The following is a 17,272-nucleotide window of genomic DNA, read 5'->3' as shown; positions in this document are numbered from 1 at the left end:
GCAGGCATTGCTGAGAACGCGAATCGTTCCTGATTGCGCGCACGGTCTCCGAGGCATCCGTCGCCCACCTACGCTGAGGGTGATGGGACACGATCACGACCACGCGCGCCACGCGAATCGCACCCGACTGGGCATCGCGATCGCGATCGTCGCGTCCGTGCTCGTGCTCGAGGTGGTCGGCGCCTGGATCAGCGGCTCGCTCGCCCTGCTCGCCGACGCGGGCCACATGCTCTCCGACCTCATCGGGCTGATCATCGCGCTCGTCGCGGTCGTGGTCGCCGGGCGCCCGGCGACCGACCGCCAGACCTACGGGTACCAGCGGGTCGAGGTGTTCGCGGCGCTGCTGAACTCGGTGATCCTGCTCGTGATCGCCGCGTCGGTCACGGTCGAGGCCGTCGGGCGACTGCTGCGAGCGGATGCCGCGGAGCCGGCCGGCCTGCCGATGCTGATCGTCGCCACCGTCGGCCTCGTCGCGAACATCGCGGCGCTGCTCGTGCTGCGCGCCGGCGCGAAGTCGTCGATCAACATGCGCGGCGCGTACCTCGAGGTGCTGGGCGACACGCTCGGCTCGATCGCCGTGATCGTCGCGGCGGGGGTGATCCTGCTGACCGGGTTCGGCGCGGCCGATGCGATCGCGTCGCTCGTGATCGCCGCGCTCATCGTGCCGCGCGCGCTCCTGCTGCTGCGCGACGTGATGCGGGTGCTCAGCGAGTCGGCGCCGGCGGAGACGTCGGTCGCCGAGATCCGCGACCACATCCAGCGCACGGCCGGCGTCGTCGACGTGCACGACGTGCACGTCTGGGCCATCACGTCGGGGTCGCACGTGTTCACGGCGCACGTCGTCGTCGAGCCCGAGCTGCTCGCCGAAGGCCGGGCATCCGCCCTGCTCGAGGAGCTCGGCGGATGCCTCGCGGAGCACTTCGACGTCGACCACTCGACGTTCCAGCTCGAACCCGCCGGGCACCAGGAGCGCGCGCAGCACCCCTGAGCGGATGCTCCGGGGCATCCGTTCGCCCGCCTCCAATCGCAGCGTCACGTGCCGGTCGGTTCGGCACGCCGAACTCGACGTGCCGTACCGACTTCGACGTGCCGAACGCCACCGCTCGGCGCAGTGTCAGTCGCGGCGGTCGTCGTCGCGGTGCGGGTGCTCGTGGTGGCCGCCGTGCTCGAGCGTCTCCTGGTCGAGCACGAGCTCGCGCGCCTCGAACTCGTCGGTGACGACGTCCTCGCCCGCGGCGGCGGCGCGCTTCGCCATGCGCGACGACTGCCAGTAGTGGAACCCCGTGACGATGGCGGTGAGTCCGATCGCGACCAGCAGGATCAGGTCGATGTACTCGCGCACGAAGTCAGCCACCCACGGGATGTACGCGATCGCGTACCCGAAGTAGGTGAGCCCGACGCCCCAGATCACGGCGCCGATGAAGTTGTAGAGCGTGTACTTGCGGTAGTTCATGTGGCCGACGCCCGCGGCGACGGGCGTGAACGTGCGCACGACCGGCACGAACCGGGCGAGGATCACGGCCATCGCGCCGAAGCGCTCGAAGAACGCGTTCGTGCGTTCGACGTTCTTCACGCTGAACACGCCCGATTCCTTGCGTTCGAACACGCTCGGGCCGAACTTGTGCCCGATGAGGTAGCCCACCTCGCCGCCGATGAACGCGGCGAACCCGATCGCGAGGCACACCCACCAGATGTCGAGGCCGAACACCATCGACGTGTGCGTGAGCAGCCCGGCGATGATGAGCAGCGTGTCGCCCGGCAGTAGGAAGCCGACGAGCAGGCCGGTCTCGGCGAACACGATGAAGCACACGACCAGCAGTGCCCAGGGCCCGGCGGCGGCGATGATCGTCTCCGGGTCGAGGAACGGGAGGAGCGCGGTCGGGCTCATCGGGGTGGACTCCAGTCGGCAGGCCTCGCGCGGCGGCTGCGGCGGCGGGAAAAGCGTGGGGTCAAGTCTATCCGCGGCCAGTGCGTGCGGGGCCGGGGGAGAACCCCGAAGAGGGGGCAGTGCGCGGCGGTGGAGTGCCGGCGTGCAGGTCAGGCGTCGAGCGCGTCGAACACCGCGCTGTTCAGCGCGAACGAGCGGCGCACCTCGGCGATGAGCCGGTCGACGGATGCCGCGGGCAGGCGCAGTTCGTTGATGCCCTCGCGGTAGCGGCGCTTGAACGGCACCGGGGCCTCGAGCGCGTCGAATCGGGAGAACGCGAGCTGGTCGGGGGTCGCGCCGTAGTGACGGGCGATGAGTGCGGCGATGGCCTGCCCGCCCGAGAGGTCGCCGAGGTAGCGCGTGTAGTGGTGCGCGAGGTACTCGACCACGTCGTGGCGGCCGACGATGTCGCGCAGGTGCGCGGCGTATGCGGCGGTCGCGGGCAGCGCCGGGTGGGTGGTGCGGCGGTCGGCGACGCCGAGGGCGACCAGGTCGGACTCGATGGCGGCCATGCGCGCGAGTCCGGGCTCGAAGATCTCGGGGTCACCGGCGCGCGGCTCCCAGGCCTCGAGCGCCTCGTAGACCCACGCGAGCTGCGCGAGGTAGCGCGCGTAGGCGTCGAGGTCGAGTTCGCCCGCCATGAGCCGAGTCACGAACCCGCGCGATTCGGCGGCCTTGTGGTCGTCGGCCGAGGCGGTGCGGATGAGGGCGGCAACGTCGAGCGGCGCCGTTTCGGTGAGGGTGTCGCTCGTCATGGGGGAGGCCGATCGCGTGGGGGTAAGGGTTGCCTAACCAACGTACGGCGCGGGCCCGGCGCCCGCAAGGGTTCGGGTCGGATGCCTGTGGGAGGCTCGCGGTACCTTCGGCGCATGCGCTACGGATTCGTCGTCACCGGGTCGGACCCGAACCTCGCCGTCGAGCTCGCGCCGCTCATCGAGCAGCACGGGTGGGACGCCATGTTCGTCTGGGAGGGCATCTGGGCGACCGACCCGTGGTCGGTGCTCGCCGCGGCCGCGATGCGCACCGAGCGCATCCGTCTCGGCACGATGCTGACGCCGTTGCCGCGTCGGCGGCCGTGGGAGCTCGCGAGCCAGACCGCGACGGTCGACGCGCTCTCGGGCGGGCGCACGGTGCTGTCGGTCGGCCTCGGCGTGCCGCAGGAAGTGGAGCAACGGTTCTGGATCTTCGAGGACGACCCGGGTCGGCACACCCGCGCCGAGCTGCTCGACGAGGGCCTCGACATGCTCGACCACCTGTGGCGGGGCGAGCCGTTCGACTACGACGGGCGGCACTACCGTGCGGCGCGCACCGAGACGATGCTGCCCGCGCCGACCGTGCAGCGGCCTCGCATCCCCACCTGGGTCGTGGGCGTGTGGCCGCGCATGAAGTCGATGCGACGGGTCGCGAAGTACGACGGCTGGATTCCGAACTACGCGCCGCCCGGGGCATCCGTCGTCGATGCCGAGCAGCAGGCGGCCGCCTACACGCCCGAGGTCGCGGCGGAGGCGATCGCGTGGCTGCGCGCGGAACGCGAGCGGCTCGGCCTCGCCGAGCGGCCGTTCGACGTGGTGCAGGAGGGCCGCACCTCCGGCACGGATGCGGCGGCGGACGCCGCGATCGTGCGCCCGTGGGCCGAGGCCGGTGCGACGTGGTGGCTCGAAGCCGACTGGTCGGTGCCCGAGGAGCGGGTGGCAGATGCCGCGCGGGCGCGCATCGCGGTAGGTCCGCCCCGAGGATGACTCACATGTCGGCGTGGTCGGCCCCGCCGGACCCGTCGGCCCGCTAGGTTCTGGGCATGAGCCTCGTGGAGCGACTCTTCGGGCGGTCGAAGCCGACCCCGCAGCAGACCGAGCCGAGTGCGAGCCCCGAGGCGGTGGTGCCGCCCGAACCCGTGGAGGCGCCCGCTCACGAGGTGCCGACCACGTCGGAGATCTTCCTCACCTGGGTGGCCGACCTCGACGCCGAGCGGGCGGCCCGCGAACGGGCGCGTGAGTACGCGGCCGAGCACGGCCTGCCGCCCCTGACGGTGCGGCTGCTGCCCGAGCCCGAGCACGTCGTCGACCTGCGCGACCTGCCCGCGGCGCGCCTGCGCATCTCCTCCGTCGAGCGCCATGTGCCGCACGACGAGGTCGACGCGCACACCGCCGACTCGTACCTGCTGGTGCGCGAGCGCGACCCGCTGCACCACCCGCACCTCGTCGCGGTCTACGGCCGCCGTCGCCGCATCGGCCACCTCACCGAGTCGAAGTCGCGCGGCCTGCTGCCGCTGCTCGAGGAGCTCGGGGCCGACGCGTACCTCGTCTCGGGCACCGAGACGCCCGACGCGGGCGGCCGCCTCTGGGTGCACGCGCCCCGCGTGCCGGCACTGCGCGCGTTCGCGAGCGAACGCGTCGACCCCAGCTCGTAGGAGCGCACATGACCGATGAGTCGAGCACCATCGACCCGGGCGTGATCGAGCCGACGCTCGACCGATTCGTCGCGGCCGTCGAGGCCGGCGACTCGGCGTCCTATGCGCAGTGCCTCGTCGACGACGTCGTGTTCCGGTCGGCGTCGACCGCCGCCTTCGAGTACCGCACCCGCGCCGACGTCGAGGAGATGGCGACCGCGACGTTCGCGCAGTTCGACCACGTGCGTTGCAGCACACGAACAGGCTCGGGAGACACGCGTCTCGTCGTCTTCGACTTCACGATCGCGGGCGTCGAGGGGCAGGACGCCCAGCTGCTGAGGTTCGCGCCCGACGGTCGCATCAGCGAGGTGACCGCGTTCGTGCGCCCGCTGCCGGCGCTCGCGCAGATTCCCGCGCAGGTCGCTCCATCGATCGCCCGCCGCTCGGGCCGGCGCGGACTCGCCCGCATGCTCGCGCTGTCGTCGCGCCCGGTCGCCGCGATGCTGCGCTCGGGCGACGCGTCGATGTCGCCGAAGCTCGACCCTGCCCGGCGACGATAGCGCCGCACTTTCGTGCGGAAGGTGGGACTCGAACCCACACGCCCGAAGGCACAGGAACCTAAATCCTGCGTGTCTACCGGTTTCACCACTCCCGCGAGTGCGTGGACAGTCTAGGCGGGGCGGCACGATCAACCTCGACCTCATGCGCGTGCGGCGTAGCCTGAGCGTATGTACGGCAACAGCCTGATGGGATGGAACGTCCTCGCATTCATCGTGATCGTCGTCGTGATCCTGTTGGTGATCGGCGGGCTCGTCGCGCTCGTGCTCTGGGCCGTGCGGTCGTCGAGCCGGCCTGTGCCCGGCCCCGCCTTCCACGGCGCCGATGCCCCGAAGCCCGCCGCCTCGACGACGCTGCTCCGCGAACTCGCCGACCTCCGCGACCAGGGCATCATCACGCCCGAGGAGTTCGAGGCGAAGAAGGCCGAGATCCTCGGCAGGCTGTAGCGCCGGCGGGCGTGCGCCGCCCATGTGGACAACGCCGACGCGCGCGGACCGTCTCGTCCACACTGTTGCGCATGTCCGATGCCGTCCGCACGATCACCGAGCAGGTGCGGGCCCGCGTGCTGCGCGACGGCGTCGATCTCTCGCAGGACGCGGCGGTCGCGGAGCGGTATGCGCGCGACGAGATCCGGCGCCGCAGCGAGGACCTGCTCGCGCGCGGTCGTCTGGTCGATGTCGACGAGCGCGAGGCCACGCGCGAGGTCGTCGCGGCACTCACCGGTCTCGGCGCGATCCAGCCGCTGCTCGACGACGACACGGTCGAGGAGATCTGGATCAACGGGCCGACCCGCGTCTTCGTCGCCCGGAACGGCGTCAGCGAGCTCACCTCGTTGGTGCTCTCCGAGCAGGACGTGCGCGAACTGGTCGAGCGGATGCTCCGGGCATCCGGCCGCCGAGTCGACCTGAGCTCGCCGTTCGTCGACGCTTCCCTGCCCGATGGCTCGCGCCTGCACGTCGCGATCCCGGACGTGACCCGTCGGCACTGGGCCGTGAACATCCGAAAGTTCCACCGTCGCATCCGCGACCTGCACGACCTCGTCGAGTCGGGCAGCCTCACTCGGCATGCGGCGGACTTCCTCGATGCGAGCGTGCGCGCGGGCCTCAACATCCTCGTCTCCGGTCCGACGCACAGCGGCAAGACGACGATGCTCGGCGCGCTGCTCGGCCGGGTGCGCCCCGCTGAGCGCATCGTCACCGTCGAGGAGACCTTCGAGCTCGACCTCGACGCGCGTGATGTCGTGTCGTTGCAGTGCCGCCAGGCGAACCTCGAGGGCGGCGGCGAGATCTCTTTGCGCCGCCTCGTGAAGGAGTCGCTGCGGATGCGCCCGGACCGGCTCGTGGTCGGCGAGGTGCGCGAGGCGGAGAGCCTCGACCTGCTCATCGCGCTCAACTCCGGCGTGCCGGGAATGTGCACGATCCATGCCAACAGCGCCGCCGACGCGCTGCTCAAGCTGTGTACGCTGCCCCTGCTCGCCGGCCGCAACATCGACGCAGCCTTCGTCGTGCCGACCGTCGCCTCGAGCATCGACCTGGTCGTGCACACGAGCCTCGGCGCCGACGGGTCGCGGCACGTCGCCGAGATCGCGGCGCCGGACGGCATCGGCGCCGACGGCCGGATCGAGGTCCGGTCGGTGTTCGCCCGCGCCGACGGGCGGCTCGACGTCGTGCCGGGCGCCACCCCGAGCCGGCGCAAGTTCGACGCGGTCGGCATCGATCTCGCGGCGACGCTGCGAGACGTGGCGTGACCGCGGCCGCGGGCGCCCTCGGCGGCGTGCTCGGCGTGGGCCTCCTGCTCTGCGCGTCGCCCTGGCTGTGGCCGCGCCGCGCTGACGTCACGCCGTCGCCCGGAGCCGGCCGGACGTCACGCCTGCGCGGCACGCTCGCCGCCGCGGGACTCCCGGGCGTGTCGCCGACCCTGCTCGTGGTCATGTCGCTCGTGTTCGCCGTCGTCGGCGGAGCCGTGGTGCTCGCGATCTCGGGGGTGGTCGCACTCGCGGCAGCAGTCGCGGTCGCCGCGCTGACCCTCCCGTGGGTGCTCGTGCGCCAGCGACTGGTCGCGCGTCGCGCCGCCCACCGGTCGGCATGGCCCGACCTCGTCGATCACCTCGTCTCGGCCGTGCGCGCCGGCATGTCGCTGCCCGACGCGGTGTCGGCGCTCGCGGACGTCGGCCCGGCCCCGATGCGCACCGCGTTCGCCGAGTTCCGCCGAGACTGGCGGGAGACCGCGAACTTCGCAGGCTCGCTCGACCGGTTGAAGGCGACGCTCGCCGACCCCGTCGCCGACCGCATCATCGAGACGCTGCGCATGGCGCGCGAGGTGGGCGGCACCGAACTGACTCCCACGTTGCGCGCACTGTCCGCCTACCTGCGGTCGGATGCCGCGCTGCGCGCCGAGGTCTCCGCCCGGCAGGGGTGGGTGCGCAACGCCGCCCGCCTCGGGGTCTGCGCGCCGTGGCTGCTCCTGCTCATCCTGTCGACGCGGCCCGAGGCGATCGCGGCATACAACACCCCTGCCGGATTCGCGCTGATCGCGATCGGGCTGGGCGTGAGCGTGGTCGCCTACCGGTTGATGCTCGGCCTCGGGCGGCTGCCGGAAGAGGGGCGGTGGTTCGCGTGAGCGCGGCATCCGTCGCCCTCGGCGCCTGCCTCGGCATCGGGCTGTGGTGCCTGCTCGCGGCGCTGCCGAGCTGGAGCCGGCCACGCGCGATCGATCGCGTGGCACCCTACGTGCTCGACGTCTCGCCCGAGGCCCACGCGGTCGTGCACCGCGACCGCGGCGACCCGACCGCGGTGCTCGCGGGCCTGTTCGGCCCGGCGGTGGCGTCGGCACTGCGGGCGACGGCGCTCGTGTTCGGCGACGACGCCCAGATCACGCGACGCGCCCGCCAGGCCGGCCTCGCCACGACGCGCGAGCAGTTCCGGCTCCAGCAGCTGGTCGCCGCCGTCGGCGCGGGTGTCGTGGCCGTCGCAGCGGTGGTGCTGCTCCCGGGCCTGTCGGGCCTGCCGCCCGTGGCGCGGATCGTGCTGCCGATCATCGCCGCCGCAGCCGGTGCGCTCGCACCGCAGCAACTGCTCGAGTGGCGCGCGAAGCGCCGCATGCGCCGCCTCGCGAGCGAGCTGCCCACCGTGCTCGAGTTCCTGACCCTCAGCATCACCGCGGGCGAGTCGATGCTCGACGCGATCACGCGGGTCTCGCGGGTGGGCACGGGCGTGCTGCCCGGGGAGTTCGCGGGGGTCGTGACGTCGGTGTACGCCGGCGTGCCGCTCGCACGCGCTCTGCGCGACCTCTCCGCAGCGCTCGACGACCCGGCGCTCGACCGGTGCATCTCGCAGGTCGTCGCCGCGATGGAACGCGGCGTGCCGACCGCAGAGGTGCTCCGAGCGCTTGCCGGAGATGTCCGCGGCGAGGCATCCCGCGCCCTCATCGAGCTGGCCGGGCGCAAGGAGATCGCCATGCTCGTACCGCTGGTGTTCATGATCCTGCCGGTCACGGTGGCGTTCGCGGTGTACCCGGGTCTGCTCGTGCTGCAGGCGGGGTTCTGAGTGGCGGCCGGGCGGACGAGCACGTGACGCGAACGACGGAGATGCCGGCGGTGCCGGCGGGAGAGGACGGAACGGATGCGACGAGCGCTGGCGCGGGTACGGCACGAGGAGCGCGGCGACGTGCCGGGGTGGGTGCTGATCACGCTCATGACCGCTGGCCTGGTGATCGTGCTGTGGGGCCTCGCGGGTCCCGCGCTCGGCGGGGTGTTCGACGCCGCCATCGACCGCGTGATGGGGTTCTGAACCGGCTCGGTCGGCGGCTCGAGGATGAGCGGGGCTCGGCACTCGTCGAGACGATGCTCGTCACCGTTCTGCTCGTCGCGCTCGCGCTCGCCGTGGTGCAGCTCGCGCTCGCGCTGCACGTGCGCAACACCGTGCTCGATGCGGCGGCCGAGGGTGCGCGGTACGCCGCGCTCGCGGGCAACGGCGCGGCCGATGGTGTGGCGCGCACACGTGCCCTCATCGACGCGGCCGTCTCGGAGTCGTACACACGCAACGTCACGGCGTCCGTCGGCAGCACTGGCGCCGGCGCCGACGTGATCGAGGTGCGGGTGCGCGCGACGCTGCCGCTCGTGGGGCTAATCGGGCTCGAGGCCGCGCTCGACGTGCGCGGGCACGCGGTGGTGGAGACCTACGGATGACCCGCCGCCGGCTCCGCGCTCGCGACGTGCTGCGTGACGAGGGCGGTTCCGCGTCGCTGGAGTTCGTCACCGTCGGCGTGATCCTGCTCGTGCCGCTCGTGTACCTGGTGCTCGCGGTCGGCGCGATCCAGGCGGGCGTGCTCGCCACCGAGGGCGCGGCCCGGCACGCGGCTCGCGTGTACTCGCTCGCGCCCGACGATGCGTCGGGGCGCAAGGCGGTCGAACGCGCCGTCGCGGTCGCGCTGGCCGACTATGGCATCGACCGCTCCGCGGCATCCGTCTCACTGCACTGCGACGGCGGATGCCTCGAGCCGGGCTCGCGCGTGACCGTGATCGTGCGCGCGTCGGTGACGTTGCCGCTCGTGCCGCCCGTGCTCACGATGCGCGAGCGAGCGAGCGTGCCCGTCGAGGCATCCGCCACCGTGCCCGTGTCGCGATTCGCGGGGGCCGGCTGATGCGCCGGCTTCGGGCGCGGCTCGCCGCCGACGAGTCGGGGTCGACGCTGTTGCTGACGATCGGATGCTGCGTGCTCGGACTCGCGGTGATCATCGTCACGATCGGGGCGACGTCGCTGTACCTCGAGCGCAAGCGCCTCTTCACGATCGCCGATGGCGCCGCGCTCGCCGGGGCGGAGGCGTTCGCGCTCGCCGACGTGCGGCGCGAGGGTGACCGGCTGGTCGTCGACCTCGAGCCGGCGGAGGTCGCCGCCGCCGTCTCGGCGCACCTCGCTGCGACTGCCGGGCTCGACGTCGACGTGCGGATCGTGCACGCGACGAGCCTCGACGGGCGCAGCGCGACGGTCACGCTCGGCGCGGTCTGGCGGCCGCCGATCGTGGGGGAGTTCCTGCCCGCCGAGGTGCCGATCGAGGTGACGAGCGTCGCCCGATCGGTGTTCACCGGCTGACGTTCAGATCACCAGAGCGTGTGCACGACCTGCGCGGGGTTCCAGATGACATGCTCGCCGATCTCCGTCAGGGTGCCGAGGTCGACCGTGTCGGGGTCCGAGCCGGCGATGCGGAGGTGGTTCTCCCAGCCGGCCTGCGACGCGAAGACCTCCGTCACGAGGACGACGATGTTGCCGTCGTCCTCGCCCTTCGCGACCGAGTACTGCACGAGCGCCTCGGCGCCCTCGCGCGGGTGGACCCGTTCCATCCAAGCGGCGTGGCGGGCGAAGAAGTCGTCGACCTCGGCCTCGCGTTCGCGCGGGAACCGGAAGACGGCGAAGAACTGCGTGGTGTCGGTGAGCTGACTCATGTCGACCTCCCGGTCGGGGTTGCTCGTTGTGGCAACGGTGCCGGGTGCGACGGTACCGAGCCGTCGCGCGCGACGCACGCGTGCGAGCCCTGAACGGCCCCGGAGGCCCCCGAAGTGGGGCGGCGGGCGAGGTGAACGAGGAGTAACGTCCGAACCGACTGCCCGACCCTACGCCGCGGAGGTGATCGCGCATGAAAGCCGCGATCGTGCAGTACCCGCCCGTGTTCCTCGACCTCGAACGCACCCTCGAACACGCGGTGCGGCACATCGCGGAGGCCGCCGGGCTCGGCGCCGAGCTGGTCGTCTTCCCCGAGGCGTGGTTCCCCGGCTACCCGATCTGGATCCAGCGCGCCCGCCCGGAGGGCGACCTGGACATGGTCGTCGCGCTCGTCAGGCGCCTGCAGGACAACGCCGTCGACCTTGCATCCGATGACCTCGCACCGGTACGGGCCGCGGCGCGCGAGCACGGCGTCGTCGTGGTCGCGGCCCACCAGGAGGTCGACCGCGCGCACAGCGGCACGATCTTCAACAGCGTCGCGATCATCGACGCCGACGGCACGATCCTGAACAACCACCGGAAGGTCATGCCGACGCTCGGCGAGCGCATGGTGTGGGGGTTCGGGGATGCCTCGACGATCCGCGTCGTCGAGACCGCGGTGGGTCGCGTGGGCGCGCTGCTGTGCTGGGAGAACCTGATGCCGCTCGCACGGTACGCGCTCTACGCGCAGATGCCGGAGATCTACGTCGCGCCCACGGCCGATGTGGGGGACGGCTGGCAGGCGAGCATGCAGCACATCGCTCGCGAGAGCTGCGCGTACGTGCTCGCCGGGTCGACGAGCTGGCTGATGTCGGACCTACCCGACGACCTGCCGTTCCGCGACCGGCTCGTCGACGACGAGGAGGCGTGGATCAGCCCCGGCGACGCGGTCGTGTACGAGCCCTTCGGGCCCGCGGTCGCTGGGCCCATGCATCGTGGGAGGGGGCTGCTCGTCGCCGACTTCGACCTCGAGAAGTGCCGCCTGCCGCGTTCGTGGTTCGACGTGACGGGCCACTACGCCCGGCCCGACCTCTTCCAGCTCCAGGTGGACACGACGCCCCAATCGCCGGTGCGGTTCAGCGCAGGCTGACGGCGACCGCCGAAACGCACCTCGCTAGGGTGGGTCGGGATCATCCATCGTCGAAGAGGAAGTCGGCCGTCGACAGCGAAGTCGGCCGCAGGGAGTTTCCCGATGACCACAACCGATCGACCCGCCCCTCCGGGAAGCCAGCCGCCGGAGAAGAAGCCGAAGAAGATCCTTCGGGAGTTCCTGCATCCGGCACTGATCCCCGGAATCGGCGTGGAGGACACACCACGCAGGTTCAGTACGAACTGGCTCGTCTTCGGCATCGCCGGTGCCCTCGTGCTGGCCGTCGTGATCTGGGGATTCGCCGACCCCGAGGGCATGGGGGCGGCCGGCTCCGCCTCGCTGGGCTGGGTCACGACCAACTTCGGTTGGCTGTTCTCGGCGCTCGCGATCATCTGCTTCGGCTTCATGATGGCGGTGGGCTACGGGCGCACCGGCGGCATCCGACTCGGCGCCGACGATGAGGCGCCGGAGTTCTCCACGGTGTCGTGGATCGCGATGCTGTTCGCCGCAGGCATGGGCATCGGGCTGCTCTTCTGGGGTCCGGCCGAGCCGCTGGCGTTCTTCAACACGGTGCCGCCCGGGTTCGACTCGGAGGCGGGCAGCCGGGAGGCGATGTTCGATGCACTCGCCCAGGCGAACCTGCACTGGGGTCCGCTCGCGTGGGCGTTCTACGCCGTCGTGGGCGGGGCGATCGCCTATGCGGCGTATCGTCGCGGGCGCGCGCCGCTCATCTCGGCGATCTTCCACCCGATCTTCGGTGAGAAGACCGACGGGCCGCTCGGCAGCGTCATCGACATCTTCGCGATCATCGTGACGCTCTTCGGCACGGGCGTCACGCTCGGCATGGGCACCCTGCAGATCGCCAGCGGTCTCGAGGTCGTCACGGGTGCGGGGCCGTTCGGCAACGGGGCGATCATCGTGATCATCACGCTGCTCACGGCGGCGTTCGTGGTCTCGGCGGTGTCGGGCATCAAGCGGGGCATCCGCGCGCTGTCGAACGTCAACATGGTGGTCGCCGGCGTCATCGGTGTCTTCGTCTTCATCGCGGGGCCGACCCTGTTCCTGCTCAACCTCATTCCGGCGAGCATGTCGGCGTTCTTCGGCGACCTCTGGATCATGCTCACGCGCAACCCGGCGCAGGGCGAGGACGCGGCGTCGTTCATGGCCGCGTGGCAGAACTACTACTGGGCGTGGTGGATCTCGTGGTCGCCGTTCGTGGGCATGTTCATCGCGAAGATCTCGCGCGGGCGAACGCTGCGCCAGTTCGCGACCGTCGTGATCCTCGTGCCGTCGGCGGTCTGCATCGTGTGGTTCGCCATCCTCGGCGGCACGGCGATGCTCTTCGAGGAGCAGGGCCTCGGCATCAGCGAGGCGGGGTCTGACGGAGCGCTGTTCGCGGTGCTCTCGAACCTGCCGTTCGGGGCGATCGTGTCGGTGCTCGCGATGATCTCGATCGTGCTGTTCTTCGTGACGTCCGCCGACTCGGCCGCGATCGTGATGGGGTCGATGAGCCAGCGCGGCAAGCCCGAACCGTCCACCTGGGTCACGGTGACCTGGGGCGTGCTGCTCGGTGCAGCCGCGCTCGCGCTGCTGCTCGTGGGCGGCGACACGGCGCTGTCCGGCCTGCAGTCGATCATGGTGGTGACGGCGTTGCCGTTCGCGGTGGTGCTGATCGGCATCATGATCGCGTGGGCGAAGGACCTGCGGACCGATCCGTACATGCTGCGGCGCCGATACGCGAAGGCCGCCATCGCACAGGGCGTACGACTCGGCATCGCCAAGCACGGCGACGACTTCGTGTTCGGTTCGACCGAGGTCGCCGAGGACGAGGGCGCCGGCGCGGGCTTCGACAGCACCGACCCCGAGCTGGTCGAGTGGTACGAGACCGCGACAGGTTCCGTCAAGGTCGTGACCGCCGAGGACGTCACCCGCACGCTCCAGCCCGGTCACATCGAGAAGCCCGGGCCGCCCAATCCCCACCACACCGCCTCGGGCGACGCGTCGCTCACCGTCGGCGAGGATCGCGCCGCCGAGCGCGCCGCGCGGCGCGCGAAGCGCGACGACGGCGGCGATTGACGAGATGACGATCGGATGCCTCGGGACTGCGTCGACCGTCGGCCCGCGCCCGGGGCATCCGCTCGCTGCCCGCGCCGGTAGGCTGGGGGCGACATGTTGGAACTTGACCTCTCGCAGGAGATCACCGCCCTGCGCACCACCTTCCGTGACATCCGCGCCGTCGTCGACGTCGACCGGCTCGAGTCGGAGATCGCCGACCTCAGCGAGCAGGCCGGCGCTCCCGACCTGTGGGACGACGTCGACCACGCCCAGAAGGTCACCAGCGCCCTGAGCCACAAGCAGGCCGACCTCGCCCGCGTGAAGAAGGTCGACCAGCGGCTCGACGACCTCGAGGTGCTCGTCGAGCTCGCCAACGAGATGGGCGACGAGGACAGCGCCGCCGAGGCGCGCGACGAGCTCGCAGCGCTCACGAAGACCATCGGCGACCTCGAGGTGCAGACCCTGCTCGACGGCGAGTGGGACCCGAAGCCCGCGGTCATCACGATCCGCGCGGGCGCCGGCGGCGTCGACGCGAGCGACTTCGCCGAGATGCTGCTGCGCATGTACCTGCGCTGGGCCGAGCAGCACAAGTACCCGGCGAAGGTGCTCGACACGAGCTACGCCGAGGAGGCCGGCATCAAGTCGGCGACCATCGAGGTCGACGCGCCCTACGCGTTCGGCACGCTCTCGGTCGAGGCGGGCACGCACCGCCTGGTGCGCATGAGCCCCTTCAACTCCGCGGGCAAGCGGCAGACGAGCTTCGCGGCCGTCGAGGTCATCCCGCTCATGGAGGAGGCCGTCGAGGTCGACATCCCCGAGAACGACATCCGCGTCGACGTGTTCCGCTCGTCGGGCCCCGGCGGCCAGTCGGTCAACACGACCGACTCCGCCGTGCGCATCACGCACCTCCCGACCGGCATCGTCGTCTCGATGCAGAACGAGAAGTCGCAGATCCAGAACCGCGCCGCCGCGATGCGCGTGCTCCAGTCGCGCCTGCTGCTGCAGCAGCGCGAGGAGGAGGCCGCGAAGAAGAAGGAGCTCGCCGGCACCATCACCGCGAGCTGGGGCGACCAGATGCGCTCGTATGTGCTCGCCCCGTACCAGATGGTGAAGGACCTCCGCACCGAGTTCGAGGTCAACAACCCCACGAACGTGTTCGACGGCGACCTCGACGGGTTCATCGCCGCGGGCATCCGCTGGCGCAAGCAGCAGCAGGCGCAGCCGGCCTAGGCGTCCTCGGCGACGGCAGCGGGGGCGGATGCCCCTGAGCGCGCGCCCGCACCGGAGGCATCCGCTCGCCCCCGACGCCACGCCGCGGCGACCACCAGTGCGCCCGCCGCGACCATCGCCGCGGCCTGCAGGGTGCCGTACCAGATCGGCTCGTCCCACGTGCCGGTGAGCGGCGTGAGTACGAAGAACTCGGTCAGCGGGTTCACGGCGAGCACGACGACCAGCGGCGCCACTAGTCGCATCCGGCGACCCCGGCCGACGACGAGCGCGGCGACCACGACGGCGAGCGCCACGAGCCACACCCACTGCACCCCGGCGGCGTTCGGCCCGCTGACGATGTACGGCCGCATCGCGGCATCCGCTCGCTCGTAGGCCGACCAGACGTCGACCACGAACACCAGCGCGGCGCTGCCGAGACCGACCAGCACCGAACCGAGGGAGACGACCACCGCGTCGCGCGAGCTCATGCGCCGACCGTAGCGGCCGCACATGAACTTCGCATGAACCGCACAGGCTCGCGCACGACACGCGCGTCGCTGCTGACACACGGCGGGCCGCTGCCTAGGCTCGTTCCCGATGATCCGCTTCGATTCCGTCACCAAGAAGTACCCCGGCAACCCGAGGCCGGCGCTCGACGGCGTCGACGTCGAGATCCTGAAGGGAGAGTTCGTCTTCCTCGTCGGCGCGTCCGGGTCGGGCAAGTCGAGCTTCCTGCGGCTGATCCTCAAGGAGGAGAAGCCGTCGGCGGGCCGCATCCACGTGCTCGGGCAGAACCTCGGGCAGATCTCGAGCCGCAAGGTGCCGTACTTCCGGCGCAGCCTCGGCGTCGTGTTCCAGGACTTCCGGCTGCTGCCGAACAAGAACGTCTACGACAACGTGGCGTTCTCGCTGCGGGTCATCGGCAAGTCGCGCGGCTACGTCCAGTCGGCCGTGCCCGAGACGCTCAAGCTGGTCGGCCTCGACGAGAAGGCGAAGCGGATGCCCCATGAGCTGTCGGGCGGCGAACAGCAGCGTGTCGCGATCGCACGCGCCATCGTGAACAAGCCGCAGATCCTGCTCGCCGACGAGCCGACCGGCAACCTCGACCCCGTCACCAGCGCCGGCATCATGACGCTGCTCGAGCGCATCTCGATGGGCGGCACCACGATCGTGATGGCCACCCACGAGGCTGGCATCGTCGACCAGATGCAGCGGCGCGTCATCGAACTCTCGGCCGGCACCGTCGTGCGCGACGACCGCCAGGGCGGGTACGGGCACGACGAGGCCCGGGAGGAGATCGCGGTGCAGCGCGACGTGACGGTCGCGGCACCGAAGGTGCCGGTCGCCGCGATGCAGCGGGCGAAGCCGCTGTACGTCGAGCCCGAGGAGAGCGACGAGGTGACGGATGCGGCCGCACGCGTGACCGCCGCCGCAACGGGAGTCGTCGACCTGGCCGACGACGGGAGCGGTGCTGGCGGGGACGACGGCGACTCCGAGGGATCCGGTGCCGACCAGGTGCTCGACGGCGTGACCCACGCCGAGCCGACGCCCGAGGTCGCGCAGCAGCTGACCCTCGCCGAACGGCTCGGGCTGCGTGCGGGCGAGACGAAGCAGGGCGACGACGAGCAGGAAGTGGGGCCCACCCGATGAGAGCCGGACTCGTGCTCGCCGAGGCGGCGAGCGGGCTGCGGCGCAACGCCTCGATGGTCGTGTCGGTCGTGCTCGTCACCTTCGTGTCGCTCACGTTCGTGGGCACCGCCGCGCTGCTGCAGCTGCAGATCGCGCAGATGAAGAACTACTGGTACGACCGCGCGCAGGTCGCGGTGTACCTCTGCACCTCGGTGTCGCCCGGCACGACCTGCACCGACGGGGAGGCGACCGACGAGCAGCGGGCGGCGATCGAGGCGCAGCTCGAGTCGGACACGCTCGCGCCGTTCATCGACGAGTTCTACTTCGAAGACCACGACCAGGCGTACGAGAACTTCCAGGCGCAGTTCGAGGGCACGCCCGCGGCCGACTACGTCACGCCCGAGGTGCTGAACGAGACCTACTGGATCAACCTCGTCGACCCGTCGCAGTCGGCCGTGATCGCCGAGAGCTTCTCGGGCGTCGCGGGCGTCGAGCAGGTGGTCGACCAGCGGCGCTACCTCGACCAGATCTTCTCCGTGCTGAACGCCGCGAGCTACACGGCGATCGGCATCGCCCTCGTCATGCTCGTCGCGGCGACGCTGCTCATCGCCACGACCATCCGCCTGTCGGCGTACTCGCGACGGCGCGAGCTCGGCATCATGCGCCTCGTCGGGGCGTCGAACCGGTTCATCCAGACGCCGTTCGTGCTCGAGGGCGTCTTCGCCGCGCTCATCGGGTCGTTGCTCGCCGGCGCCGCCGTGGTCGGCATCGTGCAGTTCTTCGTGCAGGGCTACCTGTCGACCCGGCTCACGTTCACCGCCCTCGTGGGCCTCGGCGACGCGCTCGTGGTCGTTCCGCTGCTGATCGTCTCGGGCGTGCTGCTCGCCGCCCTGTCGGCCTACATCGCGATCGCGCGCTACCTCCGGGTCTAGCAGCGGCTA

21 protein-coding genes and 1 tRNA gene are annotated in these 17,272 nt (G+C 71.3%); 17 read left to right on the top strand and 5 right to left on the bottom strand.

The annotated features are described in order from the left end of the window. Positions 1-82: 82 nt before the first annotated feature. Complete coding sequence (locus tag QUE38_RS01460; RefSeq protein ID WP_286309803.1) at positions 83-988, top strand: cation diffusion facilitator family transporter; 906 nt, start codon at positions 83-85, stop codon at positions 986-988. Positions 989-1,114: 126 nt separating this feature from the next. Here the strand turns inward: QUE38_RS01460 and QUE38_RS01455 are convergent, their stop codons facing one another. Then, positions 1,115-1,888 carry a DedA family protein gene (locus QUE38_RS01455; RefSeq protein ID WP_286309801.1) on the bottom strand — a complete coding sequence of 258 codons (774 nt, stop codon included), beginning with the start codon at positions 1,886-1,888 and terminating at the stop codon, positions 1,115-1,117. A gap of 149 nt (positions 1,889-2,037) precedes the next feature. Continuing rightward, complete coding sequence (locus QUE38_RS01450; protein ID WP_286309800.1) at positions 2,038-2,682, bottom strand: biliverdin-producing heme oxygenase; 645 nt, start codon at positions 2,680-2,682, stop codon at positions 2,038-2,040. 114 nt (positions 2,683-2,796) lie between these two features. Here QUE38_RS01450 and QUE38_RS01445 point away from each other — a divergent pair, with 114 nt between their 5' ends. The 3 genes from QUE38_RS01445 to QUE38_RS01435 are packed head-to-tail and all read left to right on the top strand — an operon-like array spanning position 2,797 to position 4,873. After that, positions 2,797-3,666: an LLM class flavin-dependent oxidoreductase gene (locus tag QUE38_RS01445; protein WP_286309799.1), complete on the top strand. Its 870-nt coding sequence runs from the start codon at positions 2,797-2,799 to the stop codon at positions 3,664-3,666. Positions 3,667-3,722: 56 nt separating this feature from the next. Next, a complete protein-coding gene (locus tag QUE38_RS01440; RefSeq protein WP_286309798.1) occupies positions 3,723-4,334 on the top strand; it encodes a hypothetical protein in 612 nt (203 codons plus the stop codon). A gap of 8 nt (positions 4,335-4,342) precedes the next feature. Then, on the top strand, positions 4,343-4,873 hold the full coding sequence (locus tag QUE38_RS01435) for a nuclear transport factor 2 family protein (protein WP_286309797.1): 531 nt from the start codon (positions 4,343-4,345) through the stop codon (positions 4,871-4,873). 13 nt (positions 4,874-4,886) lie between these two features. Here the strand turns inward: QUE38_RS01435 and QUE38_RS01430 are convergent. Further along, a tRNA-Leu gene (locus QUE38_RS01430) sits at positions 4,887-4,968 on the bottom strand. A 73-nt stretch (positions 4,969-5,041) separates the two neighbouring features. On the opposite strand from QUE38_RS01430, the gene QUE38_RS01425 reads away from it, so the two are divergent. The 8 genes from QUE38_RS01425 (at position 5,042) to QUE38_RS01390 (ending at position 9,961) form a co-directional block, all read left to right on the top strand. Continuing rightward, entirely contained in the window at positions 5,042-5,317 is a 276-nt protein-coding gene (locus tag QUE38_RS01425; protein ID WP_286309796.1) for an SHOCT domain-containing protein, read from the top strand. A gap of 71 nt (positions 5,318-5,388) precedes the next feature. Further along, positions 5,389-6,618, top strand: coding sequence for a CpaF family protein (locus QUE38_RS01420; protein WP_286309795.1), 1,230 nt, complete (start codon positions 5,389-5,391; stop codon positions 6,616-6,618). Beyond that, the gene (locus QUE38_RS01415; RefSeq protein ID WP_286309794.1) at positions 6,615-7,490 is read left to right on the top strand and encodes a type II secretion system F family protein; all 876 of its coding nucleotides are present in this window, start codon (positions 6,615-6,617) and stop codon (positions 7,488-7,490) included. Before QUE38_RS01420 ends, QUE38_RS01415 begins: the two co-directional genes overlap by 4 nt. Next, on the top strand, positions 7,487-8,416 hold the full coding sequence (locus QUE38_RS01410; RefSeq protein ID WP_286309793.1) for a type II secretion system F family protein: 930 nt from the start codon (positions 7,487-7,489) through the stop codon (positions 8,414-8,416). The genes QUE38_RS01415 and QUE38_RS01410 overlap by 4 nt, the downstream gene beginning before the upstream one ends. Before the next feature lie 75 nt (positions 8,417-8,491). Continuing rightward, entirely contained in the window at positions 8,492-8,659 is a 168-nt protein-coding gene (locus QUE38_RS01405) for a hypothetical protein (protein WP_286309791.1), read from the top strand. Positions 8,660-8,712: 53 nt separating this feature from the next. Then, positions 8,713-9,057: a TadE/TadG family type IV pilus assembly protein gene (locus QUE38_RS01400; protein WP_286309790.1), complete on the top strand. Its 345-nt coding sequence runs from the start codon at positions 8,713-8,715 to the stop codon at positions 9,055-9,057. Beyond that, positions 9,054-9,512: a hypothetical protein gene (locus QUE38_RS01395; RefSeq protein ID WP_286309789.1), complete on the top strand. Its 459-nt coding sequence runs from the start codon at positions 9,054-9,056 to the stop codon at positions 9,510-9,512. Before QUE38_RS01400 ends, QUE38_RS01395 begins: the two co-directional genes overlap by 4 nt. Continuing rightward, positions 9,512-9,961 carry a pilus assembly protein TadG-related protein gene (locus QUE38_RS01390; RefSeq protein WP_286309788.1) on the top strand — a complete coding sequence of 150 codons (450 nt, stop codon included), beginning with the start codon at positions 9,512-9,514 and terminating at the stop codon, positions 9,959-9,961. The genes QUE38_RS01395 and QUE38_RS01390 overlap by 1 nt, the downstream gene beginning before the upstream one ends. An 8-nt stretch (positions 9,962-9,969) precedes the next feature. Here the strand turns inward: QUE38_RS01390 and QUE38_RS01385 are convergent, their stop codons facing one another. Further along, positions 9,970-10,311 carry a hypothetical protein gene (locus QUE38_RS01385; protein WP_286309787.1) on the bottom strand — a complete coding sequence of 114 codons (342 nt, stop codon included), beginning with the start codon at positions 10,309-10,311 and terminating at the stop codon, positions 9,970-9,972. 191 nt (positions 10,312-10,502) lie between these two features. Here QUE38_RS01385 and QUE38_RS01380 point away from each other — a divergent pair, with 191 nt between their 5' ends. From QUE38_RS01380 to prfB, 3 genes are all read left to right on the top strand, one after another. Continuing rightward, positions 10,503-11,438, top strand: a complete 936-nt coding sequence (locus QUE38_RS01380) for a carbon-nitrogen hydrolase family protein (protein ID WP_286309785.1) — start codon at positions 10,503-10,505, stop codon at positions 11,436-11,438. A gap of 102 nt (positions 11,439-11,540) precedes the next feature. Then, positions 11,541-13,514 carry a BCCT family transporter gene (locus QUE38_RS01375; RefSeq protein ID WP_286309784.1) on the top strand — a complete coding sequence of 658 codons (1,974 nt, stop codon included), beginning with the start codon at positions 11,541-11,543 and terminating at the stop codon, positions 13,512-13,514. A gap of 93 nt (positions 13,515-13,607) precedes the next feature. After that, a complete protein-coding gene (prfB, locus tag QUE38_RS01370) occupies positions 13,608-14,723 on the top strand; it encodes a peptide chain release factor 2 (protein WP_286309783.1) in 1,116 nt (371 codons plus the stop codon). On the opposite strand, the gene QUE38_RS01365 is transcribed toward prfB, so the two are convergent. Continuing rightward, positions 14,720-15,190, bottom strand: coding sequence for a hypothetical protein (locus QUE38_RS01365; RefSeq protein ID WP_286309782.1), 471 nt, complete (start codon positions 15,188-15,190; stop codon positions 14,720-14,722). The genes prfB and QUE38_RS01365 overlap by 4 nt on opposite strands. 109 nt (positions 15,191-15,299) lie before the next feature. Here QUE38_RS01365 and ftsE point away from each other — a divergent pair, with 109 nt between their 5' ends. After that, positions 15,300-16,352: a cell division ATP-binding protein FtsE gene (ftsE, locus tag QUE38_RS01360; protein ID WP_286309781.1), complete on the top strand. Its 1,053-nt coding sequence runs from the start codon at positions 15,300-15,302 to the stop codon at positions 16,350-16,352. After that, positions 16,349-17,263: a permease-like cell division protein FtsX gene (gene ftsX, locus QUE38_RS01355; RefSeq protein ID WP_286309780.1), complete on the top strand. Its 915-nt coding sequence runs from the start codon at positions 16,349-16,351 to the stop codon at positions 17,261-17,263. The genes ftsE and ftsX overlap by 4 nt, the downstream gene beginning before the upstream one ends. Positions 17,264-17,272: the final 9 nt, after the last annotated feature.

The sequence above is a fragment of the Agromyces mangrovi genome (assembly GCF_030296695.1).
GTDB lineage: Bacteria > Actinomycetota > Actinomycetes > Actinomycetales > Microbacteriaceae > Agromyces > Agromyces mangrovi.
The sequence above is the reverse complement of the archived record's forward strand: the minus strand, read 5'-3'. Positions and strand labels throughout refer to the sequence as shown.